Source organism: Streptomyces ruber, from assembly GCF_014648075.1.
GTDB classification, from domain to species: domain Bacteria; phylum Actinomycetota; class Actinomycetes; order Streptomycetales; family Streptomycetaceae; genus Streptomyces; species Streptomyces ruber.
The window spans coordinates 136,411-155,394 of record NZ_BMQK01000005.1; the positions used below are offsets into that span (position 1 = coordinate 136,411).

Annotated in this window: 17 protein-coding genes; 10 read left to right on the forward strand and 7 right to left on the reverse strand. The window is 73.4% G+C overall.

Annotation, left to right across the window (positions count from 1 at the left end; genetic code table 11):
• The first annotated feature begins 56 nt into the window (after positions 1-56).
• The 3 genes from IEZ04_RS14560 to IEZ04_RS14570 all read left to right on the forward strand — a co-directional run bounded on the left by IEZ04_RS14560 (position 57) and on the right by IEZ04_RS14570 (position 3,056).
• Positions 57-1,382 carry a M20/M25/M40 family metallo-hydrolase gene (locus tag IEZ04_RS14560; RefSeq protein ID WP_189217264.1) on the forward strand — a complete coding sequence of 442 codons (1,326 nt, stop codon included), beginning with the start codon at positions 57-59 and terminating at the stop codon, positions 1,380-1,382.
• A 137-nt stretch (positions 1,383-1,519) separates the two neighbouring features.
• Positions 1,520-1,756 carry a chaplin gene (locus IEZ04_RS14565; protein WP_189217265.1) on the forward strand — a complete coding sequence of 79 codons (237 nt, stop codon included), beginning with the start codon at positions 1,520-1,522 and terminating at the stop codon, positions 1,754-1,756.
• Between the two features lie 118 nt (positions 1,757-1,874).
• Positions 1,875-3,056, forward strand: coding sequence for a chaplin (locus tag IEZ04_RS14570; RefSeq protein WP_189217266.1), 1,182 nt, complete (start codon positions 1,875-1,877; stop codon positions 3,054-3,056).
• 75 nt (positions 3,057-3,131) lie between these two features.
• Here the strand turns inward: IEZ04_RS14570 and IEZ04_RS14575 are convergent, their stop codons facing one another.
• A complete protein-coding gene (locus tag IEZ04_RS14575) occupies positions 3,132-3,320 on the reverse strand; it encodes a DUF5703 family protein (protein ID WP_189217267.1) in 189 nt (62 codons plus the stop codon).
• A gap of 47 nt (positions 3,321-3,367) precedes the next feature.
• Between IEZ04_RS14575 and IEZ04_RS14580 the strand changes: the two genes are divergently transcribed.
• The gene (locus IEZ04_RS14580; RefSeq protein ID WP_189217268.1) at positions 3,368-4,063 is read left to right on the forward strand and encodes a hypothetical protein; all 696 of its coding nucleotides are present in this window, start codon (positions 3,368-3,370) and stop codon (positions 4,061-4,063) included.
• A 99-nt stretch (positions 4,064-4,162) separates the two neighbouring features.
• On the opposite strand, the gene IEZ04_RS14585 is transcribed toward IEZ04_RS14580, so the two are convergent.
• Complete coding sequence (locus tag IEZ04_RS14585; RefSeq protein WP_373296313.1) at positions 4,163-6,754, reverse strand: helix-hairpin-helix domain-containing protein; 2,592 nt, start codon at positions 6,752-6,754, stop codon at positions 4,163-4,165.
• Complete coding sequence (locus IEZ04_RS14590; protein ID WP_189217269.1) at positions 6,751-7,734, reverse strand: aldo/keto reductase; 984 nt, start codon at positions 7,732-7,734, stop codon at positions 6,751-6,753. The genes IEZ04_RS14585 and IEZ04_RS14590 overlap by 4 nt, the downstream gene beginning before the upstream one ends.
• Positions 7,735-7,906: 172 nt before the next feature.
• On the opposite strand from IEZ04_RS14590, the gene IEZ04_RS14595 reads away from it, so the two are divergent.
• Positions 7,907-8,962 carry an LLM class F420-dependent oxidoreductase gene (locus IEZ04_RS14595; RefSeq protein WP_189217270.1) on the forward strand — a complete coding sequence of 352 codons (1,056 nt, stop codon included), beginning with the start codon at positions 7,907-7,909 and terminating at the stop codon, positions 8,960-8,962.
• A gap of 237 nt (positions 8,963-9,199) precedes the next feature.
• Positions 9,200-10,006: a ferritin-like domain-containing protein gene (locus tag IEZ04_RS14600; RefSeq protein ID WP_189217271.1), complete on the forward strand. Its 807-nt coding sequence runs from the start codon at positions 9,200-9,202 to the stop codon at positions 10,004-10,006.
• Positions 10,007-10,030: 24 nt separating this feature from the next.
• Here IEZ04_RS14600 and corA read toward each other — a convergent pair whose 3' ends face one another.
• The gene (corA, locus tag IEZ04_RS14605; RefSeq protein WP_189217272.1) at positions 10,031-11,026 is read right to left on the reverse strand and encodes a magnesium/cobalt transporter CorA; all 996 of its coding nucleotides are present in this window, start codon (positions 11,024-11,026) and stop codon (positions 10,031-10,033) included.
• A 119-nt stretch (positions 11,027-11,145) separates the two neighbouring features.
• On the opposite strand from corA, the gene IEZ04_RS14610 reads away from it, so the two are divergent.
• The 4 genes from IEZ04_RS14610 to mshC all read left to right on the forward strand — a co-directional run bounded on the left by IEZ04_RS14610 (position 11,146) and on the right by mshC (position 14,751).
• The gene (locus IEZ04_RS14610) at positions 11,146-11,832 is read left to right on the forward strand and encodes a histidine phosphatase family protein (protein WP_189217273.1); all 687 of its coding nucleotides are present in this window, start codon (positions 11,146-11,148) and stop codon (positions 11,830-11,832) included.
• A gap of 98 nt (positions 11,833-11,930) precedes the next feature.
• Positions 11,931-12,521: a DUF3090 domain-containing protein gene (locus tag IEZ04_RS14615; protein ID WP_189217274.1), complete on the forward strand. Its 591-nt coding sequence runs from the start codon at positions 11,931-11,933 to the stop codon at positions 12,519-12,521.
• A complete protein-coding gene (locus tag IEZ04_RS14620; RefSeq protein ID WP_189217275.1) occupies positions 12,485-13,330 on the forward strand; it encodes an SCO1664 family protein in 846 nt (281 codons plus the stop codon). Before IEZ04_RS14615 ends, IEZ04_RS14620 begins: the two co-directional genes overlap by 37 nt.
• Before the next feature lie 191 nt (positions 13,331-13,521).
• Positions 13,522-14,751 (forward strand): cysteine--1-D-myo-inosityl 2-amino-2-deoxy-alpha-D-glucopyranoside ligase, encoded by a 1,230-nt coding sequence (mshC, locus tag IEZ04_RS14625; RefSeq protein ID WP_189217276.1) that lies wholly within the window; start codon positions 13,522-13,524, stop codon positions 14,749-14,751.
• A gap of 114 nt (positions 14,752-14,865) precedes the next feature.
• On the opposite strand, the gene IEZ04_RS14630 is transcribed toward mshC, so the two are convergent.
• From IEZ04_RS14630 to IEZ04_RS14640, 3 genes are all read right to left on the reverse strand, one after another.
• Positions 14,866-15,531 (reverse strand): hypothetical protein, encoded by a 666-nt coding sequence (locus IEZ04_RS14630; RefSeq protein ID WP_189217277.1) that lies wholly within the window; start codon positions 15,529-15,531, stop codon positions 14,866-14,868.
• A 102-nt stretch (positions 15,532-15,633) separates the two neighbouring features.
• The gene (locus tag IEZ04_RS14635) at positions 15,634-17,370 is read right to left on the reverse strand and encodes a S8 family peptidase (RefSeq protein WP_189217278.1); all 1,737 of its coding nucleotides are present in this window, start codon (positions 17,368-17,370) and stop codon (positions 15,634-15,636) included.
• A 471-nt stretch (positions 17,371-17,841) separates the two neighbouring features.
• Entirely contained in the window at positions 17,842-18,813 is a 972-nt protein-coding gene (locus IEZ04_RS14640) for a PAC2 family protein (protein ID WP_189217279.1), read from the reverse strand.
• Between the last annotated feature and the right edge of the window lie 171 nt (positions 18,814-18,984).

Below are 18,984 nucleotides of genomic sequence, written 5' to 3' on the forward strand. Positions count from 1 at the left end.
GGGGGAGCGGAGAGAGGATGGACGGGACCACCAGCACGACAGCGGGAGGAAGCACCGTGAGCGAGACGGGCACGACCAGGGGCGTCACCGGCGAGGACGAGGTCGTCGACCTCTGCCGCGACCTCATCCGCATCGACACCAGCAACTACGGCGACCACTCGGGCCCCGGCGAGCGCAAGGCCGCCGAGTACGTCGCCGAGAAGCTCGCCGAGGTCGGCCTCGAACCGAAGATCTTCGAGTCGCACCAGGGGCGCGCCTCCACGGTCGCCCGGATCGAGGGCGAGGACCCGTCCCGGCCCGCGCTCCTCATCCACGGCCACACCGACGTCGTCCCGGCGAACGCCTCGGACTGGACCCACCACCCCTTCTCCGGCGAGATCGCCGACGGGTGCGTGTGGGGGCGCGGCGCCGTCGACATGAAGGACATGGACGCCATGACCCTGGCGGTCGTGCGCGACCGGCTGCGCAGCGGCCGCAAGCCCCCGCGCGACATCGTGCTGGCCTTCCTCGCCGACGAGGAGGCGGGCGGCACGTACGGCGCGAAGTACCTGGTCGACAAGCACCCGGACCTCTTCGAGGGCGTCACCGAGGCGATCGGCGAGGTCGGCGGGTTCTCTTTCACGGTCAACGAGAAGCTGCGGCTCTACCTCGTCGAGACCGCCGAGAAGGGCATGCACTGGATGCGGCTCACCGTGGACGGCACGGCCGGGCACGGCTCGATGACCAACACCGACAACGCCATCACCGAGCTCTGCGACGCCGTCGCCCGGCTCGGGCGCCACACCTGGCCGGTGCGGGTCACCAAGACGGTACGGGCCTTCCTGGATGAGCTGTCCGACGCGCTCGGCACCGAGCTCGACCCGGACGACATGGACGAGACGCTCGCCAAGCTCGGCGGCATCGCCAAGATGATCGGCACGACCCTGCGCAACTCGGCCGCCCCGACCATGCTGGGCGCCGGCTACAAGGTCAACGTCATCCCGGGCCAGGCCACCGCCCACGTCGACGGCCGCTTCCTGCCGGGCTACGAGGAGGAGTTCCTCGCCGACCTCGACCGGATCCTCGGCCCGCGGGTCAAGCGGGAGGACGTGCACGCGGACAAGGCGCTGGAGACCGACTTCGACGGCCGGCTCGTCGACGCCATGCAGAGTTCGCTGCGCGCCGAGGACCCGATCGCCCGGGCCGTGCCGTACATGCTCTCCGGCGGCACCGACGCCAAGTCCTTCGACGACCTCGGCATCCGCTGCTTCGGCTTCGCGCCGCTGCAGCTGCCGCCGGAGCTGGACTTCGCCGGCATGTTCCACGGCGTGGACGAGCGGGTGCCGGTGGACGGCCTGAAGTTCGGCGTGCGCGTGCTCGACCGTTTCATCGACGCCTCCTGACGGGCTATTCGTCAGCACGTACGATGATCGACCTGCCCGAGTGAATGCGACCGTAAGCTCGTATCCCTTTCCAGTTCTCCTCGTTGCCAATCATGTGATCCGAATATTCGGATCCTGTTGGTCGACTAGGAGGAATAATGATCAAGAAGGTCGCCGCCGTCGCTGTTGCCACGGGCGGTCTCGTTCTCGCGGGTACGGGCATGGCCGCCGCCAGCACGGGCGGCGCCCAGGGCACGGCCGTCGAGTCCCCGGGGATCGTCTCCGGCAACGTCATCCAGGTGCCCGTCGAGGTCCCGGTGTTCGTCTGCGGCAACACGATCAACGTGGTCGGTGGGATGAACCCCGCAGTTGGCAACACCTGCTCCGCCAACTGACGTTGTGCCCCGTCCCGTGAGGGTCTGAGTCCGTCGGCCCCGGAGTGCGCGATATGCGCTCCGGGGCCGACCGGCTTTTCCGGAAGGTCAGCGAACAGTGAAAGCAGGAATTGCAGAAATGCGACAGGTCACCCGCAAGAGCCTGATGACCGTGGCGGCCGCGACGGGCGTCATCGCCGCGACCGGCGGCCACGCGAGCGCCGACTCCGGCGCCCAGGGCTCCGCCTCCCACTCGCCCGGTGTGCTCGCGGGCAACTCCGTACAGGTGCCGGTGCACGCCCCCGTCGACGCCTGCGGCAACACCGTGAGTGTCGTGGGTGCGTTCAGCCCGTCGACGGGCAACAGGTGCACGCAACGGAGCGACGGCGCACACGAGGACGGCCACGGGCGCGGACAGGGAGCGGAGGCGCGGACCGCCGACTCAGCCGGGATCGGCTCGGGGAACAGCGTCCGGGTCTCGGTCGACGCCCCGGTCGACGTCTGCGGCAACAGCGTGAACGCCGTCGCCGTCGACGACCCCGCCACCGGCAACGAGTGCGGTGACGGCTTCGACGGGAACCGTCGGACACCTCCGGGCGGTGGCCACGGGAACTCACCCGGTGACGGCCGTGGGAACCAGGTGGGTGATCGCGGGCGGCCGGCGGACCCCGGGGCTCCGGGGAGCGCGGGCGGTGCCGGTCGCTCGGGAGGGTCCGAGGGGGCGGACCGGTCCGACGAGCCCGGGAGTTCCGGTGACGGTGCTGAGGGCGGCGAGGGAGGCGAGAGCGGTGACGGCGCATTCCCCGAGGACCCCGGGATCGGCATCGGGCCTTCAGCCGCCGGTGACGCCGAGGTCACCGATGAGCATGAACACGGACTTCCCGGTGACTCCGGAACCGGCGGACGGGAGCAGGCCGGTGGCCGCGGCGGGCCGGGCGGGCCCGGGACCCCGAGTGGTACCGGCACTCCTCACGGCGCCGCGGCCGGCGGACCGGAGCACGAGCCGTTCCGTGATCTCGGTCACCCCGTCGCCGAGGCGCCGAGCGTCGAGGAGCCGGGTGCCGAGGATCCGGGCGGCGTGGTTCCACGAGGTGCCGGCGGCGACGGGGAAGCGCGCGCCGCGGCCTTCGGCGCCGGTGCCGTGGTCCCGGGCGGCAGCCGGGGGAGCGCCACGGATGCGCCGGCCGTCACCCGGCCCCGGGGCGCCGCGCAGCTCGCCCGGACCGGTGGGGGACTGCCGCCCGGTCCCGTGATCCCGATGAGCGCGGGCACGCTGCTCGGCGGGGCCCTGCTCTACCGCAAGGCTCGCGCGGCCATGTGACGGACGGGCGCGCGCACGACGTGGCGGGCCCCGTACCCACGGGGCCCGCCACGTCCGTTCCTCGGCCGCCCGTCCTCACCACGTCGCGCGCAGCTGGCGGATGATCCGCCGGCGCAGTCGCACCCTGCGGCTCCCGTCACGCAGCAGGCTCAGGCGGTCCAGTTCCCAGTGACCGTATTCGGCATGGTCCGTCAGGAGACGCGTCGCTTCCTTGCGGGAGACCCCGCGCGGCACGTACACGTCGACAAATTCGTATTCCGGCATCGCATCTATTGTGCGGGCTGGGGCCCGGTACGGATAGCGTCTGCACTATGTCTGATGCTGCGCAGCCGACCGCTGCCGAGGTACGCGCCGCCGCCGAGGCGGTCAAGACCGCGCTCGACCGCCATCTGGCGGCCGTCGAGCGGGGGACGGGGAAGGACACCCCGACCGTCACCGAAGCGTTCAACGAGCTGGCCGCGGCTGCCGAGGCCTACGACGAACTCCTCTTCCAGCGTTACAACGAGGTCACGCCCTTCGACATCCCGGGCACGGTGCCGCCCTACGCCGGACCGGAACCCGAGGCCATCAGCGTGCTGATCCGCCGCGACTACACGGTGGCGGAGCCCCAGCGGCTGCTGGCCCAGGCACAGCGGGTGGAGGCCGTCGAGGACGAGACGGACGGCGAGGACCCCGGCGCCGGTACGGCGCACGCGCTGGACATCGTGTTCGGCGAGTTCGAGGCGGACGAGATCGCCTCACGGCACAAGGAGTTCGGCCTGGAGGAGGGCGACTCCACGCTCTGGGTCACGGTCCTGGACGAGCCCGCCGAACCCGGTGAATGGCTGGAGGCCCCCTTCGAACAGCCCGAGCAGGACCGGGTGATCTGCCGGTTCGACGCCAGTGCCGTCTTCGACGAGGACGAGGACGAGGACGACGACCTGGGGAGCGGCCTTCGCCGCGCGCCCGCGTACGTCGGGGAACTGGACGACGACGAGGACCTGGAGCCGCTGGACGCCGATCGCTGAGCGGGCCGGACGGCCGGCACGGGGCGGTCACCGCACCGCGGCGACCGCCCCGTCCGTGTCCCGGCCCGCGTTCGATGGCCGGTGGCCGGGCCGAGGGGGTCAACCGACCGTCGGCACCTGTGTCTTGAGCAGCGTGACCAGACGCGTCGTCCGGGGGGCCGCGGGCACTTCGGCGACCGCCCGGGGCAGCGCCTGCTCCACGCCGTGGACCACGGACAGATGGCGCTCGGCCCGCCCGAAGGCCGTGTAGATCCACGGCCGGGTCAGCGCCTGGGCCGCGTCCCCGGGCAGCACCACGACCACGGCCGGCCACCGCTGTCCCACGGCCTGGTGCGCGGTCAGCGCCCACCCGTGTCGTACGGACCGCTCCACGCGCTCCCTCGGTACGACGACGGGTGCGCCCGCGCACTCCAGGCGCAGCCCGTCGGCGTCGGCCCCCACCACACGGCCGGGCACCGTACGGCCCGGCGCGGGGGACCAGGCGATCCGGTCGCCCGGGTCGAAGCCGCCGAAGCGGCCCGGACCGGGGTTCAGCCGCTCCTTGAGCGCGGTGTTGAGCGCACGCGTGCCGGCCGCGCCGCCGTGGCCCGGAGTGATCACCTGGGTGTGCTCCGCCGGCACCCCGATCGCCCGCGGCACCGAGTCCACGACCAGCTGGACGGTGCGGTGCACGGCCTCGCCGGCGTCCCGCACCGGCACGATGACGATCTCCTTGCCGGGTGCGCCGACCTGGTTCAGTTCGCCGATGCCGATGCCGGAGACCAGCTCGCCGAGCGGCCCCGGGTCGGGCGTGCGGGAGGCGACCTGGGGGCAGACGCGAGCGGCGAGCAGGTCGGCGAAGACCCGCCCGGGGCCCGCGGACCACAGGACGCCGGGATCGCCGCTCAGCACGAGCCGGGCGCCGTCGGGCAGCGACTCGGCCAGCACGGCCGCGGTCTCCACGTCGAGCTGCGGGGCGTCCAGCACGACGAGGAGGTCGAGGTCCAGCGCCCCGTCCGCGTCCCGCCCGGGCCCCTGCGCGCCGGAGAGCAGCCCGGCCACGGTGGTGACCGGCGGGAGGGCGTCCTGTGCCTCGCGGGGCGCCCCGCCCGTCCCGTCCCCCGCCGCGGCGGCGAGCAGCCGTGCGAACCGCTGCCTGCCGTCCGGGCCGTGCGCGGCGGCCCAGGCCCGCAGGCCGAGCGTGTGGGCCGCCGCGAGCAGGGCCGCCGGTTCGGCGCGGGACGCCTCGCCGCCGGTGTGCAGGACCAGGCCGTGGCCGGCGACGGCGCGGATCAGGTCCGCCGCGGCCCCCGGGGCCGACGCGGCGGCCGCGGACCAGTCCGCCGGGTCCTCCTTCGGCAGGGAGTTGATGACGCGGGCGAGCCCGTCGGCGAGGCTCTCCTCGGCGAGGGCGTACCGCTCGGAACCGATCAGCACACGGACGGGGCGCTCCTCCTCCGTGTCCGCCGCGGCCTCCGTGTCGTCCTCTGGGGATCGTGTGGCTTCCGCGGGGGCGGCAGCCGGGGCCGTCGGGTCGAGGGCGTCCTGGAAGACCAGGGCCTCGCCCTCCGCGACGGTGCTCCGCACGGCCGCGTCCGGATCCGGTACCGCGTACCGGCCGAGGGCCGCGGCGAGGGCCGGGACCTCCAGCGCCGTGTGCCCGGCGAGCGCGGCCTGCTCCAGCAGCCGGACGGTGAGCGCCCGGCCCCGCCGCTCGTCATCCGGGCCGCACTCCGCGCCGAGCAGGGCCCGGGCGAACCCGTCCGCCTGCTCGGGCCGCACCCCGGCGACGCGCAGCAACTGCCAGGGATCGGCCCGTAGTTCCCCGGCCGCGCCGTCGCCGAGCGCCGCGGCGACCGGCGTGGCGAGCGACTCGGGCGCGCCGCCCTGGGCCAGTACGGCGCGGACGGCGTCGACGGTCTCGCGCGCGGGAGCCGCGGCGGCGGGAGGGGGCGCCGCGGGCTGCGGGCGCCGCACCGGTTCGGGCGCGGCCCTGCGCGGCGCGGGCTCCGGCTCGGCGAACGCGGTGGAGACGGGCTTCCGGCCGCTCTCCACGGCCCGTACGGCGGCGAGCAGATCGGCGGCCGTGCCGCTCAGCCTGCTCCCGCTGTCGATCGGTGCCGCCTTCTCGGCCTTGCGCCGCTCGATCCGCTCCCGCTCCACCCGCTGCGCCACCAGCTCGGCCTGCGCCTCGGACAGGTCGGACGCGTCACCCGGGGTGCCGTCGGGCGTGCCGTCACCGGCCACCGCCGCACCGTCACCGGCCACCGTCGCACCGTCATCGGCCGCCGCGCTGCCGTCTCCGGCCGCCGCGCTGCCGTCTCCGGGCTCCGCGGTGCCGTCTCCGGGCTCGGGCGTGCCGTCACCGGCCACCGTCGCACCGTCATCGACCGCCGCGCTGCCGTCCCCGGGCTCGGGCGTGCCGTCACCGGCCACCGTCGCACCGTCACCGGCCGCCGCGCTGCCGTTTCCGGGCTCCGCGCTGCCGTCCCCGGGCTCGGGCGTGCCGTCATCGACCGCCGCCGCGCCGTCCCCGGCCGCCGCGGGGCCCTCCGTCGCCTCGCCGTCGTCCGCGTCCGCCCCGCCGTCGGGCGTGTCCGGGGTCTCCGGTGTGTCCGACGTGTCCGCCCCCGGCGCCCCGGCCGCGGCGGCTTCCCCGCCGCCCGGGCCCTCGGGCTCGGCCGGCTCCGTGGTCGCGGGGTCCGTGGTCACAGCGTGCTCCAGTCGTGATCGGGATAGCGGTGCACGGGCGCCGACACGTCGTCGAGCGCCCGGCAGATCTCGTCAGGAAGCGTAAGGCTCTCCACTGACAGTGCCGCCGTGAGCTGCTGCGCGGTGCGCGCGCCGACGATCGGGGCGGTGACGCCGGGCCGGTCCCGGACCCAGGCGAGGGCCACGTGCAGCGGGGTCGTGGCGAGGCCGTCCGCCGCCGTCCGCACGGCGTCCACGATGCTGTTCGCCGCGTCGTCGAGGTACGGCGCGACGAACGCGGCCAGGTGCTCCGAGGCGCCCCGCGAGTCGGCGGGCGTGGAGTGCCGGTACTTGCCGGTGAGCACGCCGCGGCCGAGCGGTGAGGAGGGCAGCAGGCCCACGCCCAGATCCAGCGCGGCGGGCAGCACCTCCCGCTCCACGCCGCGCTGGAGCAGCGAGTACTCCATCTGCGTGCTGGCCAGGCGGGTGCGTATGCCCGGCGCCGTGAGCTGCCAGGTCGCCGCCTTCGCGAGCTGCCAGCCGCAGAAGTTGGACACGCCCGCGTACCGCGCGCGGCCGCTGCTCACCGCCAGGTCCAGCGCCTGCAGGGTCTCCTCCAGCGGGGTCCGGGGGTCGTAGGCGTGGATGTGCCACACGTCCACGTGGTCCGTGCCGAGCCGGGCCAGGGAGGCGTCCAGCGCGGAGAGCAGATGGCCACGGGATCCGTCGAAGCGGTGCTCGGGGTCGGGGACGCTGCCCGCCTTGGTCGAGACGACCAGGTCCCGGCGCGGCACCAGGCCCTCCATCAGCTTTCCGAGCAGGTACTCGGCCTCCCCGTCGCCGTACACGTCGGCCGTGTCGACGAGGGTGCCGCCCGCCTCCCAGAAGGCCTTCAGCATGGCCGCCGCGTCGTGCTCGTCCGTGTCACGTCCCCAGGTCAGGGTGCCGAGCCCGATCCGGGACACACGCAGGCCGGTCCGGCCGAGATGCCTCTGCTCCATGCACGCGACATTACTGGCCTGAACACATGACGTGGGGAGCCTGTGGACAACCGGCCGCACCGCCGGTGCCGGCCCCCGTCCGCACGGGGCGAACCGCCCTCTCACCACGGCACGTGCCCGCGCGCTAGTGTCTGCGACGACAGCGACGTTACTGATCGGTAAGGGGATCGGCATGCAGCTCGGGATCAACCTCGGCTACTGGGGTGCCGGAATGGACGCGGACAACCTCGCCGTCGCCCGGGAGGCCGACCGGCTGGGCTACGCGGTGTGCTGGGCCGCCGAGGCGTACGGCTCCGACGCGGCCACCGTGCTCGCCTGGGTCGCCGCGCAGACCGAGCGCATCGACGTCGGTTCGGCGATCTTCCAGATCCCGGCCCGCCAGCCCGCGATGACCGCGATGACCGCCGCCACGCTCGACTCGCTCTCCGGCGGCCGGTTCCGCCTCGGCCTCGGCGTCTCCGGCCCGCAGGTCTCCGAGGGCTGGTACGGCGTGAAGTTCGACAAGCCGCTGGCGCGGACCCGCGAGTACGTCGGGATCATCCGCAAGGCGATGACCCGTGAGCGCCTCAGTCACCAGGGCGAGCACTGGACCCTGCCCCTGCCGGACGGCCCCGGCAAGCCGCTGAAGCTGACCGTCCACCCGCAGCGCGAGCACATCCCGCTCTACATCGCCGCGATCGGGCCCAAGAACCTGGAGCAGACCGGAGAGATCGCCGACGGCGCGCTGCTGATCTTCCCCTCGGCCGCGCACCTGGAGGACACGGCCGTGCGGCACCTGCGCGCCGGACGGGAGAGGGCGGGGCTGACGATGGACGGCTTCGACGTGTGCCCGACGGTGCCGATCGCCGTCGGCGACGACAAGGACGTCACCGCGCTCGCCGACACCTTCCGGCCGTACACCGCGCTGTACGTCGGCGGCATGGGCAGCCGCAAGCAGAACTTCTACAACCAGCTCGCCCGGCGCATGGGGTACGAGGAGGCGGCCGGCGACGTCCAGGACAGGTACCTGTCCGGGGACAAGGACGGCGCGGCGGCGGCCGTCCCGCACCAGCTGATCGACGAGACGACGCTGCTCGGCTCGGTGCAGCGGATCGCCGACCGGATGACGGCCTACGCCGAGGCCGGGGTCACCACGCTCACGCTGGCCCCCGCGGGCCTCACGCTCGAGGAGCGGACCGCCTCGCTGCGGGCCGGCGCCGAGGCGCTGGAGCTGGCCGGGCTCGCGTAGGGCGGCGGGGAGGGACGCGCGGGACGGCGCTGAGCGGTATCCGCGGCCGTGGTGGGGGCTCGGGGGTCTTCCCCGCCACGGCCGGCACCGGGACAACGCCCCGCCGTCCCGGTTGGTTACGCCCCCTGGAGTCCGTCCCGTCCGTCGTTCGACGGATTCGCCCGACCCGGGTGTTGCACTGCCCCTGCCGCCGCATTTGACTCCTTCCCTGCGGAGACCTGCAGAGAGGCGCCCAGCATGCTGTCGGCCAAGAGCCTGTTCCAGGAGATCCTCGACCACGACGAGTCCTTCCGGCTGTTCTGCTCCATCGCCGCCGGCGGGGAGGCGCAGGGAGGCTGGGAGAACGGCCGTATCGCGGCCCTCGTGCCGGAGATCGAGCGCGCCCTCGCACCCAGGATCGCGCGGCACGGCGCCGACGAGGACAAGCACGGGCGCATCTTCGACGCCCTCCTGAGGAAGCGCGGCCTCGAACCCGTCGAGGTCCCGCCCGACACCGACTACACGATGCTCCTGGAGCGCGGCGGCATCGGTCTCGCCCACGACCGGCTCAGGTCCGACCGGCCGCTCACCGTCGGGGACATCGTCGTCTACCTCGCGCACAGCAGGGTCACCGAACAACGCGCCGCCGAGCAGATGGCACTCCTGCGCAAACACTTCGCCGACCATCCCGACATCGGCCGCGCGGTGAAGATGATCTCCCAGGACGAGGACGCCCACCTCGCCTACTGCCACGAGGAACTGCTGCGCCTCGCCGCCGCGGGCCACGGCCGGACGATCCGGCGCACCCTGCGGGAGTGCGCCCTCGCCGAGATCCGCGTCCACCGGGACGTGAGCCTCGCCGTGACGGCCGCCATGGGCCGCCTTCTCCGCTGGCCGGGGGCCAAGGCGGCCGTCCTCGCCGCGGGCATCCACGGTGTCTATCTCTACGAACGGCTCGGCGGCTGGCGGCGCATGGTGGCGCTGCGGATGCCGGAGCGCCGCGACGCCCTGGGCGGGCCGGCCGCGGTCTCCCCGGAGGCTCCCGAGGCTCCCGAGTTCGCGTGACCGCACGCCACGCGCGCGTGCGCCCTACAGCCACCCTCTCCGCTTGAACAGCCGGTACAGCAGCACCTCCAGAACCGCCATCACCGCGATCACCGCCGGGTACGACCACGTCCAGTGCAGCTCCGGCATGTGCTCGAAGTTCATGCCGTAGACGCCCGCGAGCATCGTCGGGACCGCGGCCATCGCCGCCCACGAGGAGATCTTCCGCATGTCGTCGTTCTGCCGGACGCCCATCTGCGCCAGGTGGGCCGACAGCACGTCCGACACCAGCCGGTCGAGGCCCTCCACCGACTCGTTGACCCGCGTGAGGTGATCGTTCACGTCACGGAAGAACGGATGGGCGCCGGCGTCCACGAAGGGCACCGCCCCGGCGGCGCCGCCCGGACCCGAGAGCCTGCTCATGGGCGGGGCGAGCGGACCGGTGGCCCGCCGGAACTCCAGGACCTGCCGCTTGAAGGTGTAGATCCGGGACGCGGTGTGCCGCGAGTCGCCGTCGTCCGGCGAGAAGACCTCCGCCTCGAGCTCCTCCAGGTCGTTCTGGAGCTCGGTCGCCACGTCCAGGTAGTGGTCCACCGTCGCGTCGGCGATCGCGTACAGCACGGCCGTCGGGCCCTTGCCGAGCAGTTCGGGCTCCTGCTCCAGACGGCGCCGTACGGCCGCGAGGGGCGCGCCCTCCCCGTGCCGCACGGTCACCACGAAACCGTCGCCGAGGAACACCATCACCTCGCCCGAGGAGACGGAGTCGCTGGCAGGCTCGTACACGACCGGCTTCAGCACCAGGAACAGCGAGTCCTCGTACACCTCCAGCTTGGGCCGCTGGTGCGCCTTCAACGCGTCCTCGACGGCCAGCGGGTGCAGCGCGAACTCGCTGCTGACGTGGTCGAACTCCTTCTCCGTCGGCTCGTGCAGCCCGACCCAGACGAAACCGCCCGCGGCCCGCGCCGCGCTCAGCGCCTCGGAGAAGTCCTCCGGTCCCTCCGTACGGCGCCCTTCGCGGTAGACGGCACAATCGACGATCACCGAGCGAGTCCCTTCGCCGTGCGGAACGGTACGTGGCGCCCCGTCGTACGGCCCGGGAGGCGTCCCGGGCCGTGAAATACCCCGTGGAATAGCCGGGACACCCGTTTAGGCTGGGCCGCATGCCCACGTTGATCCTTGTCCGGCACGGGCGGTCCACCGCCAACACCTCCGGGGTGCTCGCCGGGTGGACGCCCGGCGTCGCCCTCGACGAGCGCGGCACCGCGCAGGCCGCGGCGCTGCCCGGGCGGCTCGCGGCGCTGCCGATCTCCGAGGTGGTCACCAGTCCCCTGCAGCGCTGCCGGGAGACCCTCCGGCCGCTCCTCGACGCCCGCCCGGAACTGCGCCCGCACACCGAGGACCGGATCGGCGAGGCCCACTACGGCGACTGGTCCGGCCGCAAGCTCGCCGAGCTGACGGACGAGCCGCTGATGGAGGTCGTCCAGGCCCACCCCTCCGCGGCCGCCTTCCCGGGCGGCGAGTCGATGCGGGCCATGCAGGCACGCGCGGTGGAGGCGGTGCGCGAGTGGAACGCGCGCGTGGAACGGGACCACGGCGCCGATGCCGTGTACCTGATGTGCTCGCACGGAGACATCATCAAGTCCCTCGTGGCGGACGCTCTCGGGCTTCATCTCGACCTCTTCCAAAGGATCTCCGTGGAACCGTGTTCCATCACGGCGATCCGTTACACCAGGCTGCGCCCGTTCCTCGTACGCCTCGGGGACACCGGAGACCTGACATCCCTGGCACCGCGGGACGAGACACCCGGCCCCAACGCACCGGTCGGGGGCGATGCGGGCGCACCGTGATCGTCAACCGCAGTAGGGTGAAGCGGTCGCGGCGGTGCCGAACTCCTCGAGCGCCGGCAGCGGCCCGGCCCCGACGTCGATTCCAATGGAGACAGGACGTGTCCCGTCAGGTGTTCCTCTACGACCCCCCGGACCGCTTCGTGGCCGGTACGGTCGGGCTGCCCGGGCGCCGTACCTTCTTCCTGCAGGCCACCTCGGGACCCCGCGTCACGAGTGTGGCCCTGGAGAAGACCCAGGTCGCGGCGCTCGCGGAACGCATGGACGAACTGCTCGACGAGGTGGTCCGGCGCAGCGGCGGCAGTGCCGCCGTCCCGGCCGTCGCCCCCGCGGAGGTCTCGGACACCGCGCCCCTCGACACCCCCGTGGAGGAGGAGTTCCGGGTCGGCACCATGGCGCTGGCCTGGGACGGCGAGGAAGAGCGCATGATCGTCGAGGCGCAGGCCCTCGTGGAGCTGGAGGCCGACACCGACGAGGACCTCGCCGAGGCGGAGGAGCGGCTGCTCCAGGACGACGAGAACGGCCCGCCGATGCTGCGCGTCCGGCTCACCGGCGCCCAGGCCCGGGCCTTCGCCAAGCGCGCCCTCGACGTGGTCAACGCCGGGCGCCCGCCGTGCCCGCTGTGCAGTCTGCCGCTCGACCCGGAAGGACACGTATGTCCGCGCCAGAACGGATACCGCCGCGGAGCATGACCCCGAGCCCGGGGACCACCGCCGAACTCCTCGCCAAGGGCGAGCTGACCGTGCGCGGACGGATCCGCGAGGCGTCCAACGCGGCGCTGTACTGCACGGTCGTCCAGGGCGAGCGGGAGGCGGCCTGCATCTACAAGCCGGTGGCCGGGGAACGCCCGCTGTGGGACTTCCCCGACGGCACGCTCGCCGGGCGTGAGGTCGCCGCCTACGAGGTGTCCGAGGCCACCGGCTGGGGTCTCGTGCCGCCCACGGTGCTGCGCGACGGACCGTACGGCGAGGGCATGTGCCAGCTCTGGATCGAGCCGGACCCCGAGCCCGGGCCCGACGACGGGCTGCTCGCGCTGGTCGACGGGGAGGAGCCCGGGGAGGGCTGGAAGGCGATCGGGTTCGCCGAGGTGGGCGAGGGCCGGACGGCACTCCTCGTGCACGCCGACGACGAGCGGCTGCGGCGCCTCGCCGTCCTCGACGCGGTCATCAACAACGCCGACCGCAAGGGCGGCCACCTGCTGCCCGCCGCCGGGGGCCGGCTGTACGGCATCGACCACGGGGTGACCTTCAACACCGAGAACAAGCTGCGCACCCTGCTCTGGGGCTGGGCGGGCGAGCCGCTCACGGCGGAGGCGACCGGGGTGCTGGCCACCCTGCGGGAGGGTCTGGCGGACGGCGGGCCGCTGGCGGCGACGCTGTCGGAGCTGATCACCGGCGCCGAACTCGACGCCACGCGCGCGCGGGTCGACGCGCTGCTCGCCTCGGGCCGGCACCCGGAGCCCGGCGGTGAGTGGCCGGCGATCCCCTGGCCGCCCGTGTGAGCGACCCGGCTGCCGCCGTGCGCCCCCGGCGCCCGGCGGCACGCCCCGGCGCCCCGTGTCCCTGGCTCTGCGCCGCCCACCGGCGCCGACCAGGGAGAACGCACAGGACGATGCGGGCGCAAGAGGGCCCATCCGGCCATCCGGCCCGGTCCCGTTCGTATACGGAACATCCGTCCGGTTAGGCTCATGACATGCATGCCTGGCCCGCTTCCGAGGTCCCCGCCCTGCCTGGTCAGGGCCGCGACCTGAGGATTCACGACACCGCGACCGGACGTCAGGTGACCCTCGACCCCGGTCCCGTCGCCCGTATCTATGTGTGCGGTATCACACCGTACGACGCCACCCACATGGGGCACGCGGCGACCTACAACGCGTTCGACCTCGTGCAGCGCGTCTGGCTCGACACCAAGCGGCAGGTCCACTACGTACAGAACGTCACCGACGTCGACGACCCGCTGCTCGAGCGAGCGCAGCGGGACGGCGTCGACTGGACGGCCCTCGCCGAGCAGGAGACCGCCCTCTTCCGCGAGGACATGACGGCCCTGCGCATGCTGCCCCCGCGGCACTACGTCGGCGCCGTCGAGGCGATACCCGCGATCGTCCCGCTGGTCGAGCGGCTCCGTGAGGCGGGCGCCGCCTACGAGCTCGAAGGGGACATCTACTTCTCCGTCGGCTCCGACCCCCACTTCGGCTCGGTCTCCCGCCTCGACGCCGCCGCGATGCGGATGCTGTCCGCCGAGCGCGGCGGCGACCCGGACCGCCCGGGCAAGAAGAACCCGCTCGACCCGATGCTGTGGATGGCCGCCCGCGAGGGCGAGCCCAGCTGGGACGGCGGCTCGCTCGGCCGGGGCCGGCCCGGCTGGCACATCGAGTGCGTGGCCATCGCCCTGGAGCACCTCGGCATGGGCTTCGACGTCCAGGGCGGCGGCTCCGACCTGGTCTTCCCGCACCACGAGATGGGCGCCTCGCACGCGCAGGTGCTGACCGGAGAGTTCCCCATGGCCAAGGCGTACGTGCACGCCGGGATGGTCGCGCTGGACGGGGAGAAGATGTCGAAGTCCCGGGGCAACCTGGTCTTCGTGTCCCGGCTGCGGCAGGACGGCGTCGACCCCGCCGCCGTACGGCTCGCGCTGCACGCCCACCACTACCGCGCCGACTGGGAGTGGACCGACCAGGTCCTCCGCGACGCCGAGGCACGGCTCGGCCGGTGGCGCGCCGCCGTCTCCCGGCCCGACGGCCCGCCCGCCGAGGCCCTGGTCCAGGAGATGCGCGAGGCCCTCGCGAACGACCTGGACGCCCCGGCCGCGCTCGCCGCGGTCGACCGCTGGGCGGCGCTCCAGCAGGAGGCGGGCGGCACCGACACGGGCGCGCCCGGTGTGGTGACACGTGCGGTGGACGCGCTGCTGGGCGTGGCCCTCTAGGTCCGGGCGACGTCGTCCGGCGACGGTGACGGCGACAGCAGGAGGGGCGCCTCCCCGCTCGGGGAGGCGCCCCTTGTCGCTCACGTGCTCACACAGGAGCCGGGAGCCGGTGGATCAGATGTGCTGGATCCGCAGGCTGCGCAGGATGTGCGGCGACTGCGTGTCCCAGACGCCGACGACCGGCTGCCGGGTCGCGAAGGCCTGCTGGACCTCCACGAGGGCGTCCGGGGTCGGCGACTGCAGGACCCGGAGCTGGCCGTTGATGCGCAGGATGATGTGGCGCGAGTGGCCCTGCAGCGGGTGGACGACGTTGATGAAGCCGTCCGCCACGCCCGAGGCGAGGCGCTGCTGCTGCACGTGCTGGACGACCTGCTGGACCGCGGCGATCAGCACCTGCTGGAGCTGCTGCTGGATCTGCTGCTCCTGCTGCTGCGCCTGCTGGTCCTGCTGCTGCTGTTGCTGCTGCCCGTACTGCTGCTGCCCCTGCTGGCCCATCTGCTGGAGCAGCTGCTGGAAGGGCTGCTGCTGCCCGAGCTGCTGGAGCTGCTCGAGCGAGCCGCCCATCATCCCCATGGGCTGCTGCTGGCCGAACGGCTGCTGGCCGAAGGGCTGCTGCTGCGCGAACGGCTGCTGACCGTACTGCTGCTGCCCGAACGGCTGCTGCTGGGCGTAGCCCTGCTGCCCGAACGGCTGCTGGCCCTGCTGCTGGAACGGGGACGTGCTCGGGAACTGCTGGCCCTGCTGCTGTCCCAAGTGACTCATCTGCGGGGTGGTGCTCATGCGGGTGCCACCTTCCGTGGATGTTGTTGGCATTGCGTCGGTCCGTCGGTCCGTCGGTCCGTCCGTCCTCGGTCCGCGGGCGGCCATGTCCGCCCGCGCTCTTCAGCCCGTGACCACCAGACCGACGATCTCGTCGTCCGAGTACCAGACCCGGACGTCCGGCCGTCCCCCCGCGAACGCGGCGTGCACCGCGTGGCGGATCTCGGGGGACGGGTCGTTCAGGTTCCGCCAGGTCCCGGCCACGAACAGCCGGAGCCTCGGCGGGAGCTCACGCGGGTACGGCAGCAGCTCGTCCCAGTACCTCTCGGCCTGGCCCGATCCGACCGCCTCCGGCAGCAGACGGGAGACCGCCGCCTTGATGTCCGGCCGGCTGCCGATCCGCTGGGACGCGGGCCGGCCCGGCGCGCTCTGCTGCGGGGAGCCGGTGGCCCGCAGCACCTGACGGGCACGTTCCGGGGACATCGGGTCCTGGCCGGACGCCTTCAGCATGCCCTGCAGGCAGGCCAGGGCGCCGACCACCACCGGGGAGGCGGACGAGGTCCCCGAGAACGTGTCCGTGTACCAGACGACCTCCTCCGCCCCGCCCTGAAGATCGCCGGGCCGGTCCCAGAAGCCTCCGGTCGTCGTGACCTCGCGTCCCCAGCCCTGCGCGTCCACGCGTCCCCCGTAGTTGGAGAACGACAGGCGCGAGCGGTCCGGCCCGTGGTCGCGGCCGTGCGTGCCCGGCGGCGGGGCACCGGCGCCGACCAGGATCGCGCCCGAGGACTGGTTGGAGGGGTTGAACGGGTTGCGCCACCACTCGGGGAAGAAGTCCGGACGGCGCTCGTAGACCGCGTCGTCCAGCGACTCCCCGCCGTTGCCCGCCGCGGCCACCACGAGGACGCCCTTGGCGGTCGCGTACCGGATGGCCGCGAAGTCGTCGGGCCACCACTCCAGCGGGATGTAGCCGCGCTGGTCGTCGCGCACCTCGAAGTCGTTGCGGGGCCCGGGCCGGTGCAGTTCCACCAGCACGATGTCGCCCGGTCCGAGCCGGTCGGCGGCCGCCTGGACCGCGGCCGCGGACCCGATGTCCTGGATGGACGCGGCCGCGGCGGTCGCGTCCGGCGCGATGCCGGTGATGCCGTACTCGTTGCGGTCGCCGCCGATCACCCCGATCACGGCGGTGCCGTGGTTGCGCCAGGCCAGGTCCGTCAGCGGGGTGCCGGCCACGACACCCGCGAGCTTCGCGGACAGGTCTTCGTGCCCGAACTGCCAGGCGCCCTCCACGTCGATCACGGTGACGCCCTGCCCGGTCCCGCCGGGCCGCTGCCAGGCCCAGTACGCGTCGACGCCCTCGGGCGCCGGGCGCAGATAGCCCTGGCGGCTGGTGAAGTCGGGGGTGACCGGAGCACCCTCCTTGATCCTGCGGTTGTCGTCGGAGCTCTGCCCCACCGAGCCGAGCGACGCGGGTACGGCGCCCGGCTTCACGTACGCCGTGTCGATGCCCGGCAGCGCGGCGATCCTCGACCGCAGCTCCTCGGCCCGGTCGCCACCGCCGCGGACCCGGTAGAAGAGGGTGAGGTCGGGTACGTGCTCACCGCTCGCGGCGGTGGTGTGCAGCCGTTCCTCGCTGCCGAACAGCGGCTCCAGCGTGAGCTGCTCGTCGCTGAGGAACATGTTCAGCGCCGAGACGTCGGCACCGGCCGCCGAACGGACGCCCTCCGGCCGGGCGCGCAGCCGGGCTTCGGGGCGGGCGACGACGATCAGTTCCTGCTCGGCTCCTCGGTAGGTGAATCCCGCTCCGTCGGGTCCGGGTCCGGACGCCCCCGGGCCCTGCTCCGGCTGTACCTGGTCGGTCATCGGGTACCGCTCCTTCCGGTCCGTGCGGGTGCCAAGTAGCGGGTGGCCCGGAAGCGGACCGGGCCATGAGGGCGGGATGCCATGTACCGCCCCCCGGGCCGCGCCTCCGGAGCACAACCAAGCACGCCCGGGACGCCCCGTAAAGGGCGCCGTCGCCAACTCGGTTTCAAAACAAGTTGAATTGGGTAACCTGTGCAATCCGTCTCGAAAGAGATGTCACGCACCAAACCGGCCAGATGCTGTCGATGAGCTGTCGAGCCGTCGCGGGGATGCCCGTGGGGGTCGGGGGCACAGGCGTTCTGTGAGCTGTGGGGGAGTGGTGTGGCGAAGCAGACACGCACCGGAGGGGATGCGGCATCACGCGGCCGGGGCGGTGCCCGGTGTGCGCCGCCCCTCCGCCCGCGTTGCCGTCGGGTACCCGAGCCCTCGGAGCTCTCGGTCCCGGAGTTCTCGGACTCGGTCCCGGGAGCGTCAGTCCTCGGAGGAATCGTCGTCGTCGGTGCCCGGCCGCTGCGGCGGCTTCGGGGGGCGGGGCCGGGTGCCGGGGTTGTCCCGCAGGTACGAGGCGCCATCGCCGTCCGCGGTGGCGTGCCCGCCCGGGCCGCCGTCCCGCCTGCGCAGGTACCGCTCGAACTCGCGGGCGATCGCCTCGCCCGACGCCTCGGGCAGCTCCGCGGTGTCCCGGGCCTCCTCCAGCGTCTGCACGTACTCGGCGACCTCGCTGTCCTCCGCGGCCAGCTGGTCCACGCCCACCTGCCACGCCCGCGCGTCCTCGGGCAGCTCACCGAGGGGGACGCGCACGTCGATGAGGTCCTCGAGACGGTTCAGCAGGGCCAGCGTGGCCTTCGGGTTCGGCGGCTGCGACACGTAGTGCGGGACCGCCGCCCACAGCGAGACGGCCGGGACGCCCGCGTGCGTGCACGCCTCCTGGAGGATGCCGACGATGCCCGTGGGGCCCTCGTACTTGGTCTCCTCCAGGTCCATCCGCCGGGCCAGGTCGGGATCCGAGGTCACCCCGCTGATCGGCACCGGACGGGTGTGCGGGGTGTCGCCGAGCAGGGCGCCCAGGACGACGACCAGCTCCACGCCCAGCTCGTGCGCGAAGCCGAGCAGCTCGTTGCAGAACGAGCGCCACCGCATGGACGGCTCGATGCCGCGGACCAGGACCAGGTCACGGGGCTTGTCCCCGCCGACGCGGACCACCGAGAGTCTGGTCGTCGGCCAGGTGATCCTGCGCACCCCGCCGTCCAGCCACACCGTGGGGCGGTTCACCTGGAAGTCGTAGTAGTCCTCGGCGTCCAGCGCCGCGAACACCTCGCCCTTCCACTCCCGGTCGAGATGGGCGACCGCGGCGGAGGCGGCGTCGCCGGCATCGTTCCAGCCTTCGAACGCGGCCACCATGACTGGGTCGATCAGCTCGGGAACCCCCTCCAGCTCGATCACCCAGCGCCTCCTTCCGACGTGCCTCGTGTACATCCCAACCTTACGGCGTGCCGAGTCGGCCTCCGCAGCCCCCGTGCACGGGGGAGTGAACGGATCACTGCCCCGTTCGCCAGGCCGACACACCCCCCATTGATCGGAGCTGTCACCAGGCCCTGCGACGACCTGAAGCAC